The organism is Candidatus Hydrogenedentota bacterium (genome assembly GCA_035416745.1).
GTDB lineage: Bacteria > Hydrogenedentota > Hydrogenedentia > Hydrogenedentales > SLHB01 > UBA2224.
Window position 1 is genome coordinate 1 of the sequence record DAOLNV010000024.1, and the last position, 17,756, is coordinate 17,756.

Consider the following 17,756-nt stretch of genomic DNA (forward strand, 5'->3'; position numbering starts at 1 on the left):
ACGGGTTGCGTTCCGAGAGGGTCACATTGCGAAGACCAGAATGTTCTGGCAAGGCGCCGATTCTCAGGGTCCGTGCTGCAGGGGGCCTTGGGGTTCTTCGGGATGCCGCCCGAGGAGAGGCCGCGCTATGGGCTCGAGCATGGTGCTCAAGGCGCGCAAACCTGACGTCGCTTCCTGCGAATAAGCGCACAAAGCGCCCAAACCGTCATCAGGCACAGGACCGGACAGGACACCCACAGTCCCATGCGCAGCGAGGCCGGTTGGAAACGAAATTCGATGCGTGATACCCCCGGGTCCACGAGCACGCCCCGGAAGTTGTGGTAGACGGGAAAAACGGGAGTCTCTCCCCCATCCGAGTACGCTCTCCATCCGGGATAGTAGGCATCGGTCAATACCAGGACGGAGCGTGCGGGCGCATCGACGCGAACGGCGACCTTGGCAGGCGTCCATTGTTCGATGATAGCCGTGCCAGGGGCGGCCGGGCGGGTGTCCAAGCCAAAGGGCGGGACCGGGGCGTCGGTGATCGCGGCGGCGGCCGGGTTGAACGATTCCTCGTGCATTCGCAGGAAGAGCGCGTCGGGGTCTACAACCGTTTCGAGGGACTGCACGAGAAACGCGCGGGGCATGGCCCGCGAACTGCGGTAGATATCGATGCCGTCGGCCGTGCCGGTTCGTTCGAGACTGGACAGATCGGCGGGGTCCAGTTCCGCGCCTTCGGGAAACAGATAATACTGCAACGAACAGAGGGGCTCGGCCTTTCGCCAGTCGTCGGGATACGTCTTCTCGAGAAACTCCACAATGCGTTTTGGATAGAGGACGTCGTATCCGTGCAGTTGTTCGATGCGGTAATGCTGCATAAGGCCGGAATCGATTCCGGCTGTCAAGACGCTGATGCGCACGGGGTGTCCCTTGGCCTGGAGTTCAGTCGTGAGTTTAGTTTCGGGGTAGAGTTGCGTTGCCGGGATGGTGGGCAGGAGGTCGCGCGACGCGAACACCAGGTCAACGGCCAGGACGAGTGCCAGGAGCCCGGCGACTGCCCGGACGGGGACGCGGAAACACGCTGCCGCCGCAATAGCCATTCCAAGCGCCGCAAAGCATGCCGCAAACAGGATTTGACGCAATACGTAGTCGCTCAGACCTTGCATGGCCAGTACGCGTTTATGGAACAGAAACAGGCCGGCGGCCAGCAAGAAGGGCACGGCAAGCACGGCAAGGGGGACGGCGAGCTCGCGCAGGCGGCGTTTGGCATCGAGCCAGTGCTGGACGCCAAAGGCGCCGAGGAGGGGCAGGCCGAACAACGGGAAGGTTGCATACCAGTACTTCCATACGGGGAGCGCGTTCAACGCGGAGACGGGTTGCGAACGCAACGCGAAGAAGATACCGGCCAGACTGGGGACGGCCAACGCCAATGCTTGCGCGCGCATGCGGGCGGAGAGCTTGCCCCGGGCGAACAAGAGTGCGAGCGCCGTCCATGTCACCGCTCCGATGTACAGAAACGCGGTAGTATTCGAGTTGTCCGCCTCATCCAGCCAGAAGGTCTCGTGCGCGGAGATGCCGAAAAAGCGCGGAATAAGAAGGCAGACAAGGGTCTGCAGGGGAATTCCCGAGAACCTGGAGATCGTGTGTTGAAATGAGTCCAGCGAGATGTTGCTGTTGCGCACGTACTCGAGGAACGGCAGGATTTGGGGGGCACAGACAAGCAGGGCGAGCGCCCAGGCGCCGCCCGCGAGCATAACGGTTTTTCGAAAGGTGGTTGCCGGATGTTTTTCCAGGGTCACACGCAGGAAGAAATAGGCCCCGACGCCAAGACAGCCCATGAAAGCGGTTTCGGGATGACCGGTCAGCAACATGAGGATTGCGCCGACGGTCAGTGTGGTGAATCCGGCCCGGGCCCTTCCGAGGGCGAGGTACTCGGCCCCGAGGACAACCACCGGCATCAATGCCAAGACCTCGGGCAGCGGCCAATAGAACCAGTTCAGGCAGATGCCGCTCATCATCCACGCGAGCGAGAAAAAACGCGACGGTCCCGCGCTCAAGCCGATACCCCTTCCGCAGAGGTACGCCGTAACGCCGCAAAGCCAGAGACGCAACAGGAGGAAAACCGTGTCGGCGGTGAAGGGGTCGAGAAACCAGTGGGGGATGCGCAACGGAAAAAGAACAGCGCTCTGGTAGTTTGCAAGCAGGGGGACGCCGGTCGATTCGAGGGGGTTCCACAGGGGCCACTGGGCGTTTTCGTGGGCCATTTGTTCGGCGGCGTGGAGTTTGACGAAGAAGGACAGGTATTCATAGGGGTTTCTGTTCTTTGCCGGCGTCAGGTCAGCGGGACGGTAGTATTTCCAGGGCGCGTGCTCGTAAAGGAGCGCGCCCGGGATGGTCCGTTCGCCTCGAAGAAAAGTCGCCGGAAACAGGCAGGCGACCATGACAAGCAACAGCAGCGCGTGTGCCAGCAGCTCTTGCCATGTCATGTGATGCGTATCGTGATTCACGTTTCCGGTCCTTCTTCACTCCGGAGCCCGTCCGGCGCGTGGCCGGACGCTACTCAGCAGCGCCCCAACAGCCATCAACAGGCCGAATATCAATGCCAACGAGGAGATCGTCAATCCCACATAGAAAACTCCGGGTTCCATGCGGAACGTGACGGTGTGCCCGCCTTGCGGCACGATGACGCCCCGGAATACGTGGTAGACGGGCAGGAGTTCGGTCCGCTGCCCATCCACATACGAGTGCCAGCCGGGATAATACGCTTCCGAGACCACTAGAAGACAGCGCTCGAGCGCATCTACTTTGACGACGAGTTCGTTTCGCGAACGGCGGGTGACGTTGGCAGTCCCCAGCTCGGTGGCCGGCGTGTCAGGCAACGGGGATTGAGGCCGCACTTCGGTAAGCGCGACGGCTCCGGGGTCGTAGCCAAGGGACCGCATGCGCTCGAACAGGGCGTCTACGTCTTCAATAACTTCGAGCCGGGGCACGAGGAACGCCCGGGGATATGCGCGGGTGTTTTGCATCACATGAATGCCGTTGAGGGTGGTGACGTGCCGAAAGTACGGGTCAGCTGCCGCGAGATCGTACGATTCTTCTCGAAACAGGTAGTAGTTGACCGAGCACAAGGGTTCGATGGTCTCCCATGCTTCGGGGTGGCATTCCTCCATAAAGCGCATCATGCGGCCCGGGTAAATGCCGTCGCAGGTCCAAAGCTGTTCGAGGTCGTACATTTGGAGAAGACCGGGTTTAATACCTGCTGACGCCATGCTGAAACGCGCGGGTTTCGGCAGACCGGAAAGATAATCTGTAAGGGGTGTCTCGAAATAGAAACAGCTGCGCGGGGCTGTAGGGAGCATATCGCGAGCTGCAAGGCCGAGGTCCCCAGCCAGCAGGGCCGCAAACAGCACAATCACAGCGCGCTTTCGCAGGACCACCCACGCCATGGTGGCCACGACCGCTGCAACCAGGAAAAACGCGGCATAGAGCAACTGGTGGTGGACATATCCTTGAAGCTCCGGCTGCATGGCAAGGACGCGGCGGTTGAAAAGGTATAGCGCCGCCGGTATCAGCATGATTGCAGGAATTACAGCCAGCGGCCGCCAGATGTCCGCAATCCTGCGCCGCTCCCCAAACCAGTGTTGCAGTCCTAATGCGCCCAGAAGCGGAAGCCCGAACATGGCGAATACACAGTACCAGAGCTGCCAGACAAACCGGAAGCCGGGCAGGTTGTGCAGCGGCTCGAGCCATCCGATTTGGAAGACCAGTAAGAGCGACAATGCACAGGGTATGGCAAGACACACCACTTGAGTTCTGCGCTTGCGCGGCCATACGCCCCGGGCCGTGAGGAGGGCGATGCAAGCCCATACGACAATGCCCGGATAGATAAGTGTGACGTAGTTCGAGTTCTCGACCGGCGTCATCCAGAAATTGTCATCAGCTGTCAGACCGAAAAAACGCGGCACGAATAAGAGCGCAAGGCCACTGATCGGGATGGCTTTTTCAGCCGCGGTAGCGCGGCTCAATTGTTCAATGACGGCACTGCTGTGTTCGACATATTGAAGGAAAGGCAGAATCTGTACGGCGCACACGGCAAGAACGATGCACCACGCAGCGCCTGCGGCGGCCACGGGTTTCCAGAATGCCTGACCGTGCGGGCGTTGCCAAGCGAGACGCAGAACAAAGTACAGGCCTACGCCCACACTGCCTGTGAGAGCGGTTTCAGGATGTCCCGCAAGCATCATTGGAACCGCGCCTGCCAGCAATATGAAGAAGCCCTTCCGATACCGCGCGTCGAGGATGTATTCGGCGCCTAGAAAAACCAGGGGCAAGAATGCGATTACGCCTGGCTCGGGCCAATACTGCCACGTGACGTTGTACCCGCTCATCATCATGCCGATCGAGAAGAAGGCGGCTGGTGCGCGGTCCAAGCGTATTCCGCGGCCGCAAAGATAGGCGTTGAACCCGCAGAGCCACAGCCGTGCCAGGTAGTAGATGGTCGTCGCGAGATACATTTCGAAGACGACATGCAACAGCCGCAGCGGAAAGAATATGGCGCTCTGGTAATTGGCCAGAAGTGGCATGCCCGTGAACTGCAGGTGGTTCCAGAACGGCCACTCGCCGTCCCCAAACGCCTCGCGGGTAAGCTTGAACCAGAGATTGAACAGCGATAGAGCCTCCGAAGGCAACCAGTTCCTGGAAGGTACAAAGTCAGCCGGCGCGTATTCTTGCCAGGGCGCCATATCGAGCAATACGCGGCCCGGCAGGATGATTTCCCCCTTCACAAATGTTGCGGGAAACAGCACAGCCAGCAGGAGGACCAGGAGTATCCCGTGAAAAACGAGTTCGTGCCAGGTAATCAGTTGTGTTTTGACTGTCACGGCGCTCTTCTGCCATCTTTGCAGGGTAACAAGCAACGGTAACAGCGGGATTATACACATGTTTGCGTCTTTGCGGCGCTATTGCGCCAGAAAAGCCAAAACAGGAGCACAGACATGGCGTTTGACGACCAGCGCTACGAGCAACTGGACTATCGGCGGTGCGGAACCAGCGGGCTGTTTTTGCCCCCGATATCGCTGGGGATGTGGCACAACTTCGGCACACGGGCGGACCACGACACGTGCCGCGAGATGATGCGCACGGCGTTCGATTCAGGCGTGACCCACTTCGATCTCGCCAACAACTACGGTCCCGAACCCGGTAGCGCCGAGGAGCGTGTGGGACGCATATTGCGCGAAGATTTTGCCGGGTACCGCGACGAGCTGATCATCTCGACCAAGGCGGGCTACAGGATGTGGCCGGGGCCGTACGGCGAATGGGGCAGCAAGAAATACCTGGCGGCTAGTCTTGATCAATCGTTGAAGCGCATGGGACTCGAGTATGTCGACATCTTCTATTCGCACCGTCCCGACCCCGGCACGCCGCTCGAGGAAACCCTGGGTGCGCTCGATCTCATCGTGAAACAGGGTAAGGCCTTGTATGCGGGCGTGAGCAATTACCGGGGCGCGTTCTTCGTGCAGGCGGCCGAAACGGTGAAACGTCATGACTGGACGCCCATCACCATTCACCAGCCCTGCTACAACATGATGCACCGCTGGATCGAAGCCGGCTTGCTCGAATACACCGCTCAGTATGGTGCGGGCGTGATCGTGTTTTCGCCGCTTGCGCAGGGGCTGCTCACGAACAAGTACCTGGACCCGTCGAATCCCATTCCCAGGGCCTCGCGGGCGGCTGATCCGGATGGGTTCCTGAAGAAAGAGGCTGTGACAGAAGATGTTGTGTCGCGGGTGCGGAAACTGGCGAATCTGGCCCAATCCCGGGGACAGACCGTGGCGCAACTTGCGATTGCGTGGGTGCTGCGCGACCCGCGCGTCACCAGCGCGCTCATCGGCGCGCGTACGCCCGAGCAGGTGAAAGATTGCCTGGGCGCGCTCGATAACTTGGCGTTTACCAGAGACGAATTAGCGATTATCGACGCACTCTTCCCCGCGTATTGATAGCTTGTGCGGATAGCCGCCTGAGCTGCCAGAGTGCTCCAAGGAACGCAAACGACAGGGTTGCGGTCGAAATCGCCATGCCCAGACGAAAGCTCCACGGGGTGAATCGGAACTGGATGGTATGGCGGCCTTCCGAGACGCGCACGGCGCGGAACAGGCCATAAGCAGGGAACACGTCTGTGCGGGCGCCGTCGACCGAGGCGCGCCAGCCGGGATAGTACGCATCAGTCAACACCAGGATGCAGTCCTGCCCGGCCTGGGCTTCGATCACGACCTCGTTATTGCTTCGTTTGAGCACTTCGGCGTGTCCGGCGGCCGCATTTTCACTGGCAGGCAGGGGGGCCGGAAGGGGGCTTTCGAGCAGGCAGGTTTTTCGCGGGTCGAACGACGGGTCCATCATCTTATCGAACATGACGTCCAGGTTCTCGGCCGTTTCCGCATGCGCTACCAGAAAAGCGCGCGGAAACGCCCTCAGGTTCTCATAGACTTCAAGCCCGTCCGCTTTCAGCACCAACCTGAAGCGGTCGGGGTCATCATACGGCATTCGGGGGGGCTGTTCGGGGTCGTGGAGATAGAAACGGACACTGCAGACGGGCTCCATGGGCGCGGCGGCTTCGGCGGTGGGAAGGCCCAAGCGCCCGAGGAACTCGATGTTCCGCTGCGGATAGATGCCGTCGTAACCCCAGAGCTGCTCGATGCCGCATTGCGGAAACAATCCCGGATTAATCCCCGCCGTGACGACGCCCACGCGCGGAGCGGGGGCTTGCCCCTTGAGGAAGCGGGTAGTCTCCGTCTCAGGGAATACCCAGGAGCGCGGCGCGGTGGGATGGTAATCTCTAGCGGCGTAAATGAGGTCCCCCGCCAATACCACCGTCAAAAGAAATACAAAAAGTCTGGGCGGCAATAGCCGCACCGAGGCGATGAACAATCCCGCGCAAACGCCGATGAGGACGACGAAGGTCATAACTTCCCGCTGCACATAGGCGGCGATGCCAAAACTCTGCATGAGGGGGGCGTAGAAGGATTTTGTTGCGAAAACCACGGCGACGGGGACGGCGAGAAGCAAGGCAGCGACCCCTGCATGCCGCCATTTGCGCGGCCTCCTGTTCCATTGTTCCAGGCCGATGGCAGCGAGAAGCGGCAGTGCAAACGCCGGAAATACGACGTACCAGCAGCGCCACATGGCGTTCAAGGTCGAGAATTCCTGGATCGGATGCATGAATGTGAGATCCAGCGACATCAGGAATGCCAAGACCGCCGGGACCATCAAGGATACGGTCATGGGACGAAAAGACCGTCTTCCCCGAGCAAACAGGGCCGTGATGCCGCACCAGACCGCGATACCGGGATAGACGAGCGAAACAAACGTGCTGTTGATGAAACGCGGCTCGAGCTCCGACCAGAAATTCCCGTCTACCGTCGAGCCGAAGAAACGCGGCACCCATAATGCAATCAGCCCTGCGAACGGGAAAAAGCGTTTGTCGAAGTCGCTCTTATCGCGTGAGCCGGCTGTGTTTGAGTTGGCTACATACTCGAGGAATGGCACGATGACGACGACTGCGATGAGAATCGCAATGGCCCAGGCCCCTAAGGCCAGCAGCACCGCCCGCCCCACCGGTTGCCTGTTACCCGCCATCCAGATGACCCGCAGCAGAAAATAGACGCCGAGCCCCAGTCCGAAGGCAAAAGCGGTCTCGGGGTGGCCGGTCAACAACGTAAGAGTCGCTGAAACCGTCAGGAGCGCGAATCCGCGGCGTGAGCGGTCCCGCAACAGCCATTCGGCTCCGAGAAACAGCAGAGGCGCCCATGCGGCGTTGTCCGGCACCGGCCAGTACGCCCACAGGAGATTGAAACTGCTCAACATCCACGCCAGCGAGAAGAACCGTGACGTTCCGGGGTGAAGCCCGATCCCGCGTCCACAGATGTAGGCGTTCATGCCGCACAGCCAGAGCCGCAGCAAGACCGTCAGTGAGGTGGCGGCATATATCCCGAGAAAGGCGTGGAGCAGACGGGCGGGATAAAACGGGTTGGACTGGTAGTTGGCCAACTGGGGCATTCCCATCATCTCGTAGTTGTTCCAGAGGGGCCACTCCCCCGCCTTCAACGCTTCCTGGGTGACAAAGTAGGTCTTGGTGAAGAACACGAAGACTTCGTTGGTGAGCCAGTTTTTCGGGGCGACGGCTTCGGGCGGCATGTTTTGGGACCACGGCGGGACGGTCGTCAACCAGCCTCCGGGCAGCGCGAGTTCTCCGCGAAACGCCACGCCCGGAAACAGGATTGCCAGAAGCGCCAGCAGCACGAGGGCGTGCATGAGAAGCTCGCGCCATCCGAGGGCCGGCGGCGTTCTGTCTAGTCTGTCATGCATCGTTTCTCCCGTTTTCGCAACGACACGATGGCGAAAGGCAGACTTATCAGCATGGCGGCGGTGGAGATTGCCAGGCCGCCAAAGAACGATGCCGGCCGGTATTCGAATCGCACCTCATGCGTACCGGCGGGCAGAACGACCCCGCGAAATGCATAATTCGCGGGGAATACCGCGGCGGGCCTGCCGTCGATAGATGCTTTCCATCCCGGGTAGTAGGCATCTGCCAGCACAAGGATGCCGGGGGTTTCCGTTTGGGTTCTGACGTGAACATGGGTAGACCCGCGCTGCGTGATTTCAGCGTTGCCGGGAGATGCGCTGAAGGCGTATTCGCCGGCGGCGGGAGGCCAGCCCGCGGGCTGCTGCTGCAGCAAGACCCGGCGTCCGGGGGCGAAGTCCGGGCTTCGCATTATGGCGAACAGGTCATCTTCGTCAGGCACAGCCTCCGATTCATGGACGATAAACGCGCGGGGAAGCGCCATGTTGTTCTTATAGACCGCGATACCGTCGAACTCCGCGAGCCGGGTAAACCGTCCGGGCTCATCGAGCGGGAAAAGCGGGTCGTAGTCGGCGCGGTGAAGATAGTGTGACAGGGCGCACGCGGGCTCCGCGCTCACCCAGAAATCCGGATCGAGCCGGGCGCAGAACGTGCGGATACGCCGGGGAAACATGGCGTCGTATCCCCACCATTGCTCGAGTCCGTAAGGCTGGAACAGGCCCGTGCGTACGCGGGTGGAAAGCGTGTGCAGACGGCTTGGTGACGGCAGCCCCTCCAGGTACCGGGTCAACTGCGTTTCGGTGTTGAGCCAGCGCGCCGGGGCCGACGGCAGCATGTCCCGTGCCGCGAAAACCAGGTCGCCCAGCAACACGGCGAGAATCAATGCGGCAGAAATCCGCGCGCGGCGACTAAGGGGATGCAGCGCGAGGGCGCCCAGACCCAGCGCCACAAACAGGGCTGCCGCCGCCATCTGTGTTGAGACAAAACCCGCTTGGCCCTGCATTTCGAGCACGCGCTGATTAAAGCGGAAGAGGCCATAGACAGCGAGGCCAACCACGACAGCCAAAGCCGCGGGCCATAGGAGTGCGCGCAGCTTCCAGCGTTCCCGCAACCAGCAATCGATGCCGAGCGCGCCAAGGTAAGGCAGAGCAAACATCGAGAAACTGATGTGCCAGCATCGCCACATCGCGTTGAATCCGGGAAGCCGATGGATGACCTCGAGGAATCCCCAGTCGTACGCCATCAAGAAATTAAGACCCACGACCATAATCATGGCAAATACGCGATGGCGCTGGGAAGACCAGCGTGCTCGCGTAGCCGGCAGAAGCCCTATCCCAAGCCAGCAAACGATCCCGATATACGTTCCGGTTGCCAGCGTCGAGTTGTATTTCCCCCAGAAACCGCCATGCGTTGGGTCGCCGAAACCAAAGAAACGAGGCGCCCACAGCGTGGCGAGATGCGACAGCGGAAATGCGTGGGGATCCGGGGTCTCGCTGCCGCGGAGCATCGAAAGCGGCACGTATTCGATGAAAGGCAGAAGTTGCGGCGCGGCGACGCACAGTGCCAGCAGCCATGCGCCGCCCGCTGCCAGGAGCGGCTTCCAGGCGAGGTTCCAGGACGGCCGCGCGAAAGCAAGCCGCAGAAGGAAGTAGGCGCCCGCGCTGAATCCCATGCTGAAGGCGCTTTCGGGATGGCCCCCCAGCAGCATAAGAGCCGCCCCCCCCGCCGTTGCGAAGAAGCCTTTCCGGTACGAAGCCTCGAGGAGCAGTTCCAGTCCCAGGAGCAGCAAGGGGAGCCATGCAATGACGTCTCCATCCACCCAGTAGAACCATGTGATGTTGTAGCCGCCGGCCATGAAGGCTGCCGCCGCCACCGTGGCCGAGACTGGAAGCAGTCCTGTGCGGCGCGCAAAATAGTAAGCCGTCATGCCGCAGAACCATAGCTTTGACAGCATGAGCAGGGTGGTGGCCAGGTTTACGTTGAAGACCGCCAGCAGGAGCTTGGGCGGATACAACATGGCGCTCTGGTAATTCGCCAGCAACGGCATGCCAGCGAATTGGAGGTGGTTCCACAGGGGCCATTCGCCGTTCCTGATGGCATCCGCCGCGATGTGGTACCACACGCGGAAAAAGACCAGGTTCTCCTGCGCAAGCCAGTTCGTGACGGGACGGAAGTCTTCGGGGACGTATCGGTCCCAGGGCGGACTATCGAAAAGAAGGCCGCCGGGGACGGGTGTTTCGCCGTGCAGAAACACGCGCGGGAAGAACACCGCGAGGAGCGCCAGCATGGCCAGCCCGGCAATGCCCAATTCCCGCCATTCGGCCCGCCCCTTCATCGCGCGGGCTCCTTCGCTGACTTCGTGCGGATGAGACGGACCGCCGCGACGGCGGACGCCAGTAGCGCGATGACGGATACGGCCAGACCCAGCTTGAAACTCGTGGGAAAGTACCTGAACTCCACGGCATGGTCCCCGGCAGGCATGAGGACGCCCCGGAAAGCATGATTGACGGGAAACACGCGGGCCTGTTGGCCGTCAATTGCCGCTTCCCACCCCGGATAGTAGGCATCCGCCAGCACGAGGACGCAGCTCGCCTTCGAGGATGCTTGCAGGCGTACGCGGGTGGCGGTGTGTTCAAGAATTTCAACGGGGCCAAGGTCCGCGAGTTCAGCCGAGGGTGCTGGTCCCGGCAGTGGTTCCTCGACCACGGCCGTGTAACGGGGATTGAATCCGGCGCTCGACAATACGCTGAACCGCGCTTCGGTGTCGGGCACATCGAGGGCGCGGGCAGCGAGAAACGCCCTGGGCATAGCGCAGGTGTTTTCATAGACGTCGATTCCGTCCAGCGTAGCCATAGGGTTCAGGCATGCGGGGTCGTCTTTGGGCGGAGACGGCTGTGCGCCGGCAACGTAGAGGTAGTGCGTGATGGCGCATGCCGGCTCGGCGGCGTGTCCCGGAGCGTCTCCCAAAGCAGCTCGAAACTCCGAGATCCGCTTGGGATACATCCCCTCGTACCCCATCCAGGTTTCGATGCCGTACAGGGGGAAAAGCCCCAACGTTATGCCCGCAGTCTGGACGGACACCCGGGAAGGCTTCTCGAGCTTCTGAAGCCAATTGGTCAGGGCTGTGTCAAACAAGATTCGCTCTGACGGCGCGGTATGGTGGTAACCGTGGGCGGCATGCACCAGGTCCACGGCGAGAAGCACGGTTAATGCGGCGCAAAGAACACGCGGCCGGTTCCAGACGCTGCGGAGTCCAAGGAGAACCAGGGTTCCCGCAAAAAGGGCCAATGTGACCATCATGCGGCGCGCAACAAACGCGCTGAGCCCTTGCATTGATAGGACGTTATGCTCGAAAGCGAAATAGCCGCCAACGATAGCGGCGATGAGAAGTCCAATTGCGAGCGGCGCCGCCAGTAAGCGAAAGGGCGGCCGCCGCTGCCGCCAGTTCTCGAGTCCGAGCGCCGCGGTCAACGGCAAAGCGAACATCGGGAACGCCGCATAGTACATGGCCACGACAGAATTGAGCACCGGAAGACGGTTCAGGAAGTCGAAAACGGGGTGCCTCCAGGCCAGGAGCAGGAGTACAATCGCGGAACCCAGCAAGGCAAGCGCTGCCGGCATTCGCGACCGCCTGCTCTCGTTGTCCTTCCAAAACGCCAGAGGAAGGCAGGCCCAGACCGTTGCGCCAGCGTACAACATGCCTAGATAGGTTTGATTCAGCGAACCGTGCCAATAGTTGGCATCGGTGTCGGAACCAAAGAAGCGCGACACCCACAGGGCTGCCACGGCGGAGGGGGCGTACTGAAATGTCTCGACACCGCCCTGCATTCGTGTCTCCGCGGTAACTGTGTTTCGAAGGTATTCGAGAAACGGAAGTATTTGAGCGGAACAGATGAGCAGGATAGACACCCAGGTCGCCAGTGCGAGGGCGATCGGGGTCCACAAAGCGCGCCCGGTTCGGCGTTCAAAGGCAAGGCGCAGTAAGAAGTAAATCCCAAGTCCCAGTGCAAACACGAAAGCGATTTCGGGTTGCCCGGCAAGCATGAACAGCGAACCGCCCATTACAAATGCCGCGAATCCTTTCCGATAACGGCCTTGCAGCAGCCATTCGATGCCGAGGAAGACGATGGGCAGCCATGCGGCAACGTTGGTGGGTGTCCAGTAACACCAGACAATCGAGAACCCTCCCGCCATCCACGCGACCGAAAGAAACCGGGCTGTTCCCCGTGACATCCCGATTCCCCGCCCGAGAAGATAGGCATTGAATCCGCATAACCAGACATTGAGCAGAACGTAGACGGTCGTGGCGAGCGGCAGGGGCAGGAAGGCATGAAAAAGCCGCAGCGGATAAAACACCGTGCTCTGGTAATTGGCCAGAAGGGGCATGCCCGCGTTTTCGAGAGGATTCCAAAGCGGCCACTCGCCGTCCTCGAGCGACCATTGGGCGAGAGCGTAGGACTTGTGCAACGTGCAAAAGGCCTCGATCTCCGCGTAGTTCGCCCCCCGCCCCGTTGTCGGCCCGGCGTAGGAGCGCCACGGCGCAAGGCTGTACAACAGATCTCCCGGCAGGGCCATTTCGCCCCGCAGAAATACACCAGGAAAGAAGATGGCGAGAATGAGCAGCAATACCGCCGCGTGAAGCGCCAACTCGACAAGCGTCAGGCGCTCGTCCGGCTCGTTTATGGCTTTACCGTCCTTATCACGCATCGGCTGCGCTCCGTAACGTTGCCCGCCAAAGGAGCGTAACACCGAGAACCGCCGCCAGCAAGAGCGAAACGACGGATACCCAGAGGCCTACGCGAAAAGAAGCGGGCTCGTAAGCAAAGACGACGGTGTGCGCCCCTTTCGGTACGATGACGCCTCGGAATGCCGAGTTCACGGGAAAAATCTCCGCACGTTGCTCGTCGAGCCACGCTTTCCAGCCGGGGTAGTAGGCTTCGACCGCGACAAGTACCGCGGGCGTTTCGGCAGTGACGGCTATCTCCATGCGTGTCGAGGTGCGGGCGGTGACCGTAGCGGTTCCGGGATTTCCCATGGTTGGCTCGGGCAGATTGGGTGGCGCGGGAGCTTCGAGCAGCGCCATGGTATGGGGGTCGAAGGCGCCGGTCCGCGCAAACGCAAACATGTCGCCGACCGAGTCAAACACCTTGAGGTTATTAACGAGATACGCCCGCGGCATCGCCGTCTTGTTGCGATACACCTCGATCCCGTCGAATTCGGTGAGAAGTTCGTAGTTGCCGGGGCGTTCGCGGAGGGGGAAGAGCGGATTCTCCAACTCAGCGAGATGGAGGTAATGCGAGATCGCGCAGGCGGGCTCAAAGGTGTCCCAGAGTTGTTTGCCGAAGGTTACTTGCAGCCGCTTGACCCGAAGGGGATACAGTCCATCGTATCCGAGCCATTGTTCGATGCCGTAGACAGGGATCAGGCCGGTCTGCATGGCCGAAGTGGCCGAGCAGACGCGGTTGGGCTTCTGGATGGTCCGGAGGTAGTCCGTCAGGGGGGTCGGTGGAAACATCCAGGATTTCGGCACCGTGACATGCTGGCCATGCACAGCTGCCAGGAGGTCGCATGCGAGCAGTGCCGCAATACCCCAGCCGAGAATCCTCCGTTTGTCAGCGATGCAGTTAGCCGCGAGCAGGGCCAAGGCGGCTGCCGTGAAGACAACTGCGATGAACAACTGCCGCCGAACGTAGGGTGCGCTGCCTTCCATGATCAGCACGCGCGATTCGAACCGGTAGAATCCGTACACAAGCACACCCGCCAGCAGCGCCAGGAAGACCGCAGGCAACAGCTCCTTCAGCGAACGTTTCCGGGCGTACCACTGCTCGATGCCCAGCGCGCCCAACAGAGGCAGCGCGAAAACCGTGAAGCCGATGTGCCAGATGTACCACATTGAACTGAACACGGGCAGTTTCTGAATGGGTGCGACAAGCAAGCTGTTGAAGGCAAGCAGGGCTGCGAAAACCGCGGGGATGGCAACGCAGAGGGGCCGGACATAGTCGCGTTCGCCGTTCTTGCCGCGCACAAGTACCAGTGCGGCCCCCAGCCACGCGGCGATGCCCGGATAGATCAGGGTCGCGTAATTCGAGTGGTCGAGCAGCCGAAAATTCCCGTGGGGGGTGAATCCGTGGTACCGCGGTACCCAGAAGCAGAGGATAGCTCTTGGCGAAAGCGTGGTTACGGTCGATTCGCCTTCGGGCCGCGCCAGGAACGTGTAGCTTTGTGTGAGATACTCGAGGAACGGCAGCCATTGCACGCAGGTTATGAGCAATGCCACGCCCCACGCAAGGGCGGCGGCCGCGAGAGGCTCGGCCAGCCTGTGCCGCCAGTTGTGACGCAGAATCAGCCGTAACACAAAATAGATGCCTGCGCCGTAGCTCATGGTGAATGCCGTTTCGGGATGACCGGCGAGAAGAATCAGGACCGCCCCCGTAACCATGCAGGCAAAACCCTTCCGGATACGTCCCGCGACAAGCCATTCCGCGCCGAGGAACAGCACCGGAAGCCATGCCGAAACGTCCGGTTCCGGCCAATAGGACCAGAGAAGGTTGTAGCTGCCGAGCATCCAGCCAACGGACAAGAACCGCGCTGCGGGCACTCCCAGGCCGATTCCGCGTCCGCATAGGTAGGCTGTGGCGCCGCAGAGCCACAAGCGCAACACAAAAAACAGCGTGATGGCCGTGTAATTGTCGAACAGCACGTGGAGAAGGCGCGGCGGGTAGAACACGGCCGTCTGGTAGTTGGCCAGCAGGGGCATCCCGGTGTTTTGAAGGTGGTTCCAGAGAGGCCACTCGCCCGCTTCTAATGCGTCCTGGACCTCCTTGTACCAGAGGGTGTGTTGGCAGATGGAATCGAACAGAACCGGGTTCTTGTGGCCCTCGAAAGTCTCCGGGGCATGAAACTTCCAGGGGGCGGCAATGAACAGGATGTCGCCCGGCAGCGTGATCTCCCGCCGCAGGAACGTCCCGGGGTATACGGGCACGAGCAGCGCCACAAGCAGCGCCGTTTGAATAATCAGTTCACGCAAGGTCACGCGATTGGCATTCATCCGGCTCGCGCTCCCCGATTTCGCCGCCGGGTCCCTTGAATGACCCGGAACGCGCTGTACGCCCCGGCGAGCAGTGCGCCCGTCGAGGTGAGCAGGCCGATGCGCAGGCTGAGCGGGAAATAGGAATACTCGACCGTATGCCGCCCGGACGGCACAAGCAAGCCCCTGAAGGCGTAGTATGCCGGGAAGATTTCCGCCGGTTCTCCATCGATTCTGGCATTCCAGCCGGGGTAATAGGCGTCTGAAAGCACGAGAACGCAAGGATTCATGGCCTCCACCTCGACAACCACGCGTGTAGGTTGCCGCAAGGTAACGTTCGCCGTGCCGAGTACGCCGTCCTTGGGGGGCGTCAAAACAACAGGCGGGCCTTTTTCGGTGACGACCGCGTTCGAGGGGTTGAATTCGGGATCGCGCATGGTCTCGAACAGCGCGTCAATGTCCGGAATCACTTCCAGTTGCGGGACGAGGTAAGCCCGGCCGAAGGCACGCGTGTTTTCGTAGATTTCCATGCCGTCGACGGTGTCCACATATCGGAGATACGGGCGCTCGTCAAGTTTCAGCACGGGCTCCAACTGGGGGTAGTTGAGGTAGTACCCGATTGAGCAGACCGGCTCCATGGCGTTCCAGATACCGGTACCCATTTCGAGCTGAAACCGACGGATACGTTCGGGATACAGGCCGTCATAGCCGAGCCACTCCTCGATGCCGTAGTTGGCCACTGTGCCGGGCGGGATATACCCTTCCGCGACCCCGAAACGGCGGGGAGGCTCGATAGATTGTAAACGTTTAAGGAGTGCGGTCTCCGGAAACACCTGTTCCCGGGGCAGACTGGGGCGCAGGCCGCGCGTGGCCAGGGCGTAGTCGCCCGCGGCGAACAGCGTGAGGCAAATGAGCAACACGCGCGGACGCCGCACGAAGCAAGAGATGCCGCACAGAACGAGGCCGGCCGATGCGAGCCCGGCAGCGAGCCAGGATTCCCGGACCACGTACCCCCACATGTCTTTCATGACCAATACCTGTTTGTCGAACCGGAGCAGCACGGCAATAACGAGCGCGCCGGCGATCAAGGGCGGCAGGGCCCAGGCTGTCTCACGCAGGCGGCGCGGCCGCGAGAACCAGCGCTCGAATCCGAGCGTTGCCAACAGGGGAAAAGCAAACATCGCGAAACAGGCGTGGTACCATTCGCGCAGGGTATTCATGAGCGGCAGGCGGTGAACAAACTGCAAGGTGGGAAAATAGAAACTCAGAAGCAGGCCGAACGCTGCGGGAATCGCCAACGCGATGGCCATGTTCCGCCGTTCGCGGTCCTTCTCGCCGCGGTTAGAGCGCGTGAACATGAACATGGTCCCGAGCCACACCGCCATACCCGGGTACAGCATGCTGATGAGGTTGGAATTGCTGTTGGCGCCCGCCAGGAAATTGTCCTCGGCCCAGGTGCCGAAGAAGCGCGGCGCCCAGAACGCCGCTACCATTCCCGGCATGTAGATTTCGCCTCCCTCGGCCTCGTTGCGGGCGAATTCGCTGGTGCTGTGCACGAGGTACTCGAAGAACGGCACAAGCTGCGACGCGCACACCAGAAACACGAGCAGCCAGGCCAAAACACATACACCTATGGGGATAATCAGGCGCAGGCCCATGCGTCGTTGTTGAAACAGGCGAACCACAAAGTACCCCCCGAGACCGAGGCAGAACGTAAACGCTGTTTCGGGGTGGCCGGCCAGCAGCAGCAACGTCCCCGAGAACGCCACCGTGAAGAAGCCCCGCCTGTACTGCTCGCGGAGAACGAACTCGAGCCCGGCAAACAGTGGCGGCACCCAGATCGCGACGTCGGTTAGCGGCCAGTGGCACCAGAGCAGGTTGTAGCTCCCGAGCATCCAGGCTACCGAGAAGAAGCGGGCGAGCGCAGTGCTGAACGCGAGCAGGCGGGCACACACGTACCCCACCATCCCGCACAGGAAGAGTTTGAGGATGACATACACCGTCAAAGCCCAGTCAATCTGCAACACCAGCTGGAGGAGATGAACGGGGTAGAATACCGAGCTTTGGAAATTCGCAAGCAATGGGATACCAGTCAACTGGAGATGGTTCCACAGGGGCCATTCCCCGTTCCGGACCTCCTGTTGGCACAACAGGAAATTGGGGCGGGTGAAGAAGATGTGGTCAAACACCAGCTTGTTTTGCGGGAAATCCCACCCCTGGGGGGCATATTTGTCCCAGTGCGGGAGCGCAAAAAGGATATCAGCGGAAGAAATGACCCTGCCCAGGAAAAACGTGCCCGGAAACAGAACGGCCAGCATCGCCAGTAAGAGCGCGCTCTGCAGGAGGGACTCGCGCAGTGTCGGCCTGTTGTTTGAAGACTTCATTCGATACCGT

The 17,756-nt window shown here is 60.9% G+C and carries 8 protein-coding genes; 1 reads left to right on the top strand and 7 read right to left on the bottom strand.

The window, feature by feature from the left end:
* Nucleotides 1-146: 146 nt before the first annotated feature.
* Complete coding sequence (locus PLJ71_09675) at nucleotides 147-2,486, bottom strand: YfhO family protein (GenBank protein HQM48948.1); 2,340 nt, start codon at nucleotides 2,484-2,486, stop codon at nucleotides 147-149.
* 15 nt (nucleotides 2,487-2,501) lie between these two features.
* Nucleotides 2,502-4,859: a YfhO family protein gene (locus tag PLJ71_09680; protein ID HQM48949.1), complete on the bottom strand. Its 2,358-nt coding sequence runs from the start codon at nucleotides 4,857-4,859 to the stop codon at nucleotides 2,502-2,504.
* 114 nt (nucleotides 4,860-4,973) lie between these two features.
* Here PLJ71_09680 and PLJ71_09685 point away from each other — a divergent pair, with 114 nt between their 5' ends.
* Nucleotides 4,974-5,975 (top strand): aldo/keto reductase, encoded by a 1,002-nt coding sequence (locus PLJ71_09685; GenBank protein HQM48950.1) that lies wholly within the window; start codon nucleotides 4,974-4,976, stop codon nucleotides 5,973-5,975.
* Here the strand turns inward: PLJ71_09685 and PLJ71_09690 are convergent.
* Genes PLJ71_09690 through PLJ71_09710 form a run of 5 tightly spaced genes read right to left on the bottom strand, consistent with a single transcriptional unit; the run spans nucleotide 5,947 to nucleotide 17,746 of the window.
* The gene (locus PLJ71_09690) at nucleotides 5,947-8,340 is read right to left on the bottom strand and encodes a YfhO family protein (GenBank protein ID HQM48951.1); all 2,394 of its coding nucleotides are present in this window, start codon (nucleotides 8,338-8,340) and stop codon (nucleotides 5,947-5,949) included. The genes PLJ71_09685 and PLJ71_09690 overlap by 29 nt on opposite strands.
* Complete coding sequence (locus PLJ71_09695) at nucleotides 8,325-10,670, bottom strand: YfhO family protein (GenBank protein HQM48952.1); 2,346 nt, start codon at nucleotides 10,668-10,670, stop codon at nucleotides 8,325-8,327. The genes PLJ71_09690 and PLJ71_09695 overlap by 16 nt, the downstream gene beginning before the upstream one ends.
* Nucleotides 10,667-13,042 (bottom strand): YfhO family protein, encoded by a 2,376-nt coding sequence (locus PLJ71_09700; protein HQM48953.1) that lies wholly within the window; start codon nucleotides 13,040-13,042, stop codon nucleotides 10,667-10,669. The genes PLJ71_09695 and PLJ71_09700 overlap by 4 nt, the downstream gene beginning before the upstream one ends.
* The gene (locus PLJ71_09705) at nucleotides 13,035-15,383 is read right to left on the bottom strand and encodes a YfhO family protein (protein HQM48954.1); all 2,349 of its coding nucleotides are present in this window, start codon (nucleotides 15,381-15,383) and stop codon (nucleotides 13,035-13,037) included. The genes PLJ71_09700 and PLJ71_09705 overlap by 8 nt, the downstream gene beginning before the upstream one ends.
* Nucleotides 15,380-17,746: a YfhO family protein gene (locus tag PLJ71_09710; protein HQM48955.1), complete on the bottom strand. Its 2,367-nt coding sequence runs from the start codon at nucleotides 17,744-17,746 to the stop codon at nucleotides 15,380-15,382. The genes PLJ71_09705 and PLJ71_09710 overlap by 4 nt, the downstream gene beginning before the upstream one ends.
* Between the last annotated feature and the right edge of the window lie 10 nt (nucleotides 17,747-17,756).

Bases quoted from the DNA above. Each gene is read 5' to 3' on its own strand.
- PLJ71_09685 (HQM48950.1), top strand. From the start codon at position 4,974: ATGGCGTTTGACGACCAGCGCTACGAGCAACTGGACTATCGGCGGTGC.
- PLJ71_09690 (HQM48951.1), bottom strand. From the start codon at position 8,340: ATGCATGACAGACTAGACAGAACGCCGCCGGCCCTCGGATGGCGCGAG.
- PLJ71_09695 (HQM48952.1), bottom strand. From the start codon at position 10,670: ATGAAGGGGCGGGCCGAATGGCGGGAATTGGGCATTGCCGGGCTGGCC.
- PLJ71_09700 (HQM48953.1), bottom strand. From the start codon at position 13,042: ATGCGTGATAAGGACGGTAAAGCCATAAACGAGCCGGACGAGCGCCTG.
- PLJ71_09705 (HQM48954.1), bottom strand. From the start codon at position 15,383: ATGAATGCCAATCGCGTGACCTTGCGTGAACTGATTATTCAAACGGCG.
- PLJ71_09710 (HQM48955.1), bottom strand. From the start codon at position 17,746: ATGAAGTCTTCAAACAACAGGCCGACACTGCGCGAGTCCCTCCTGCAG.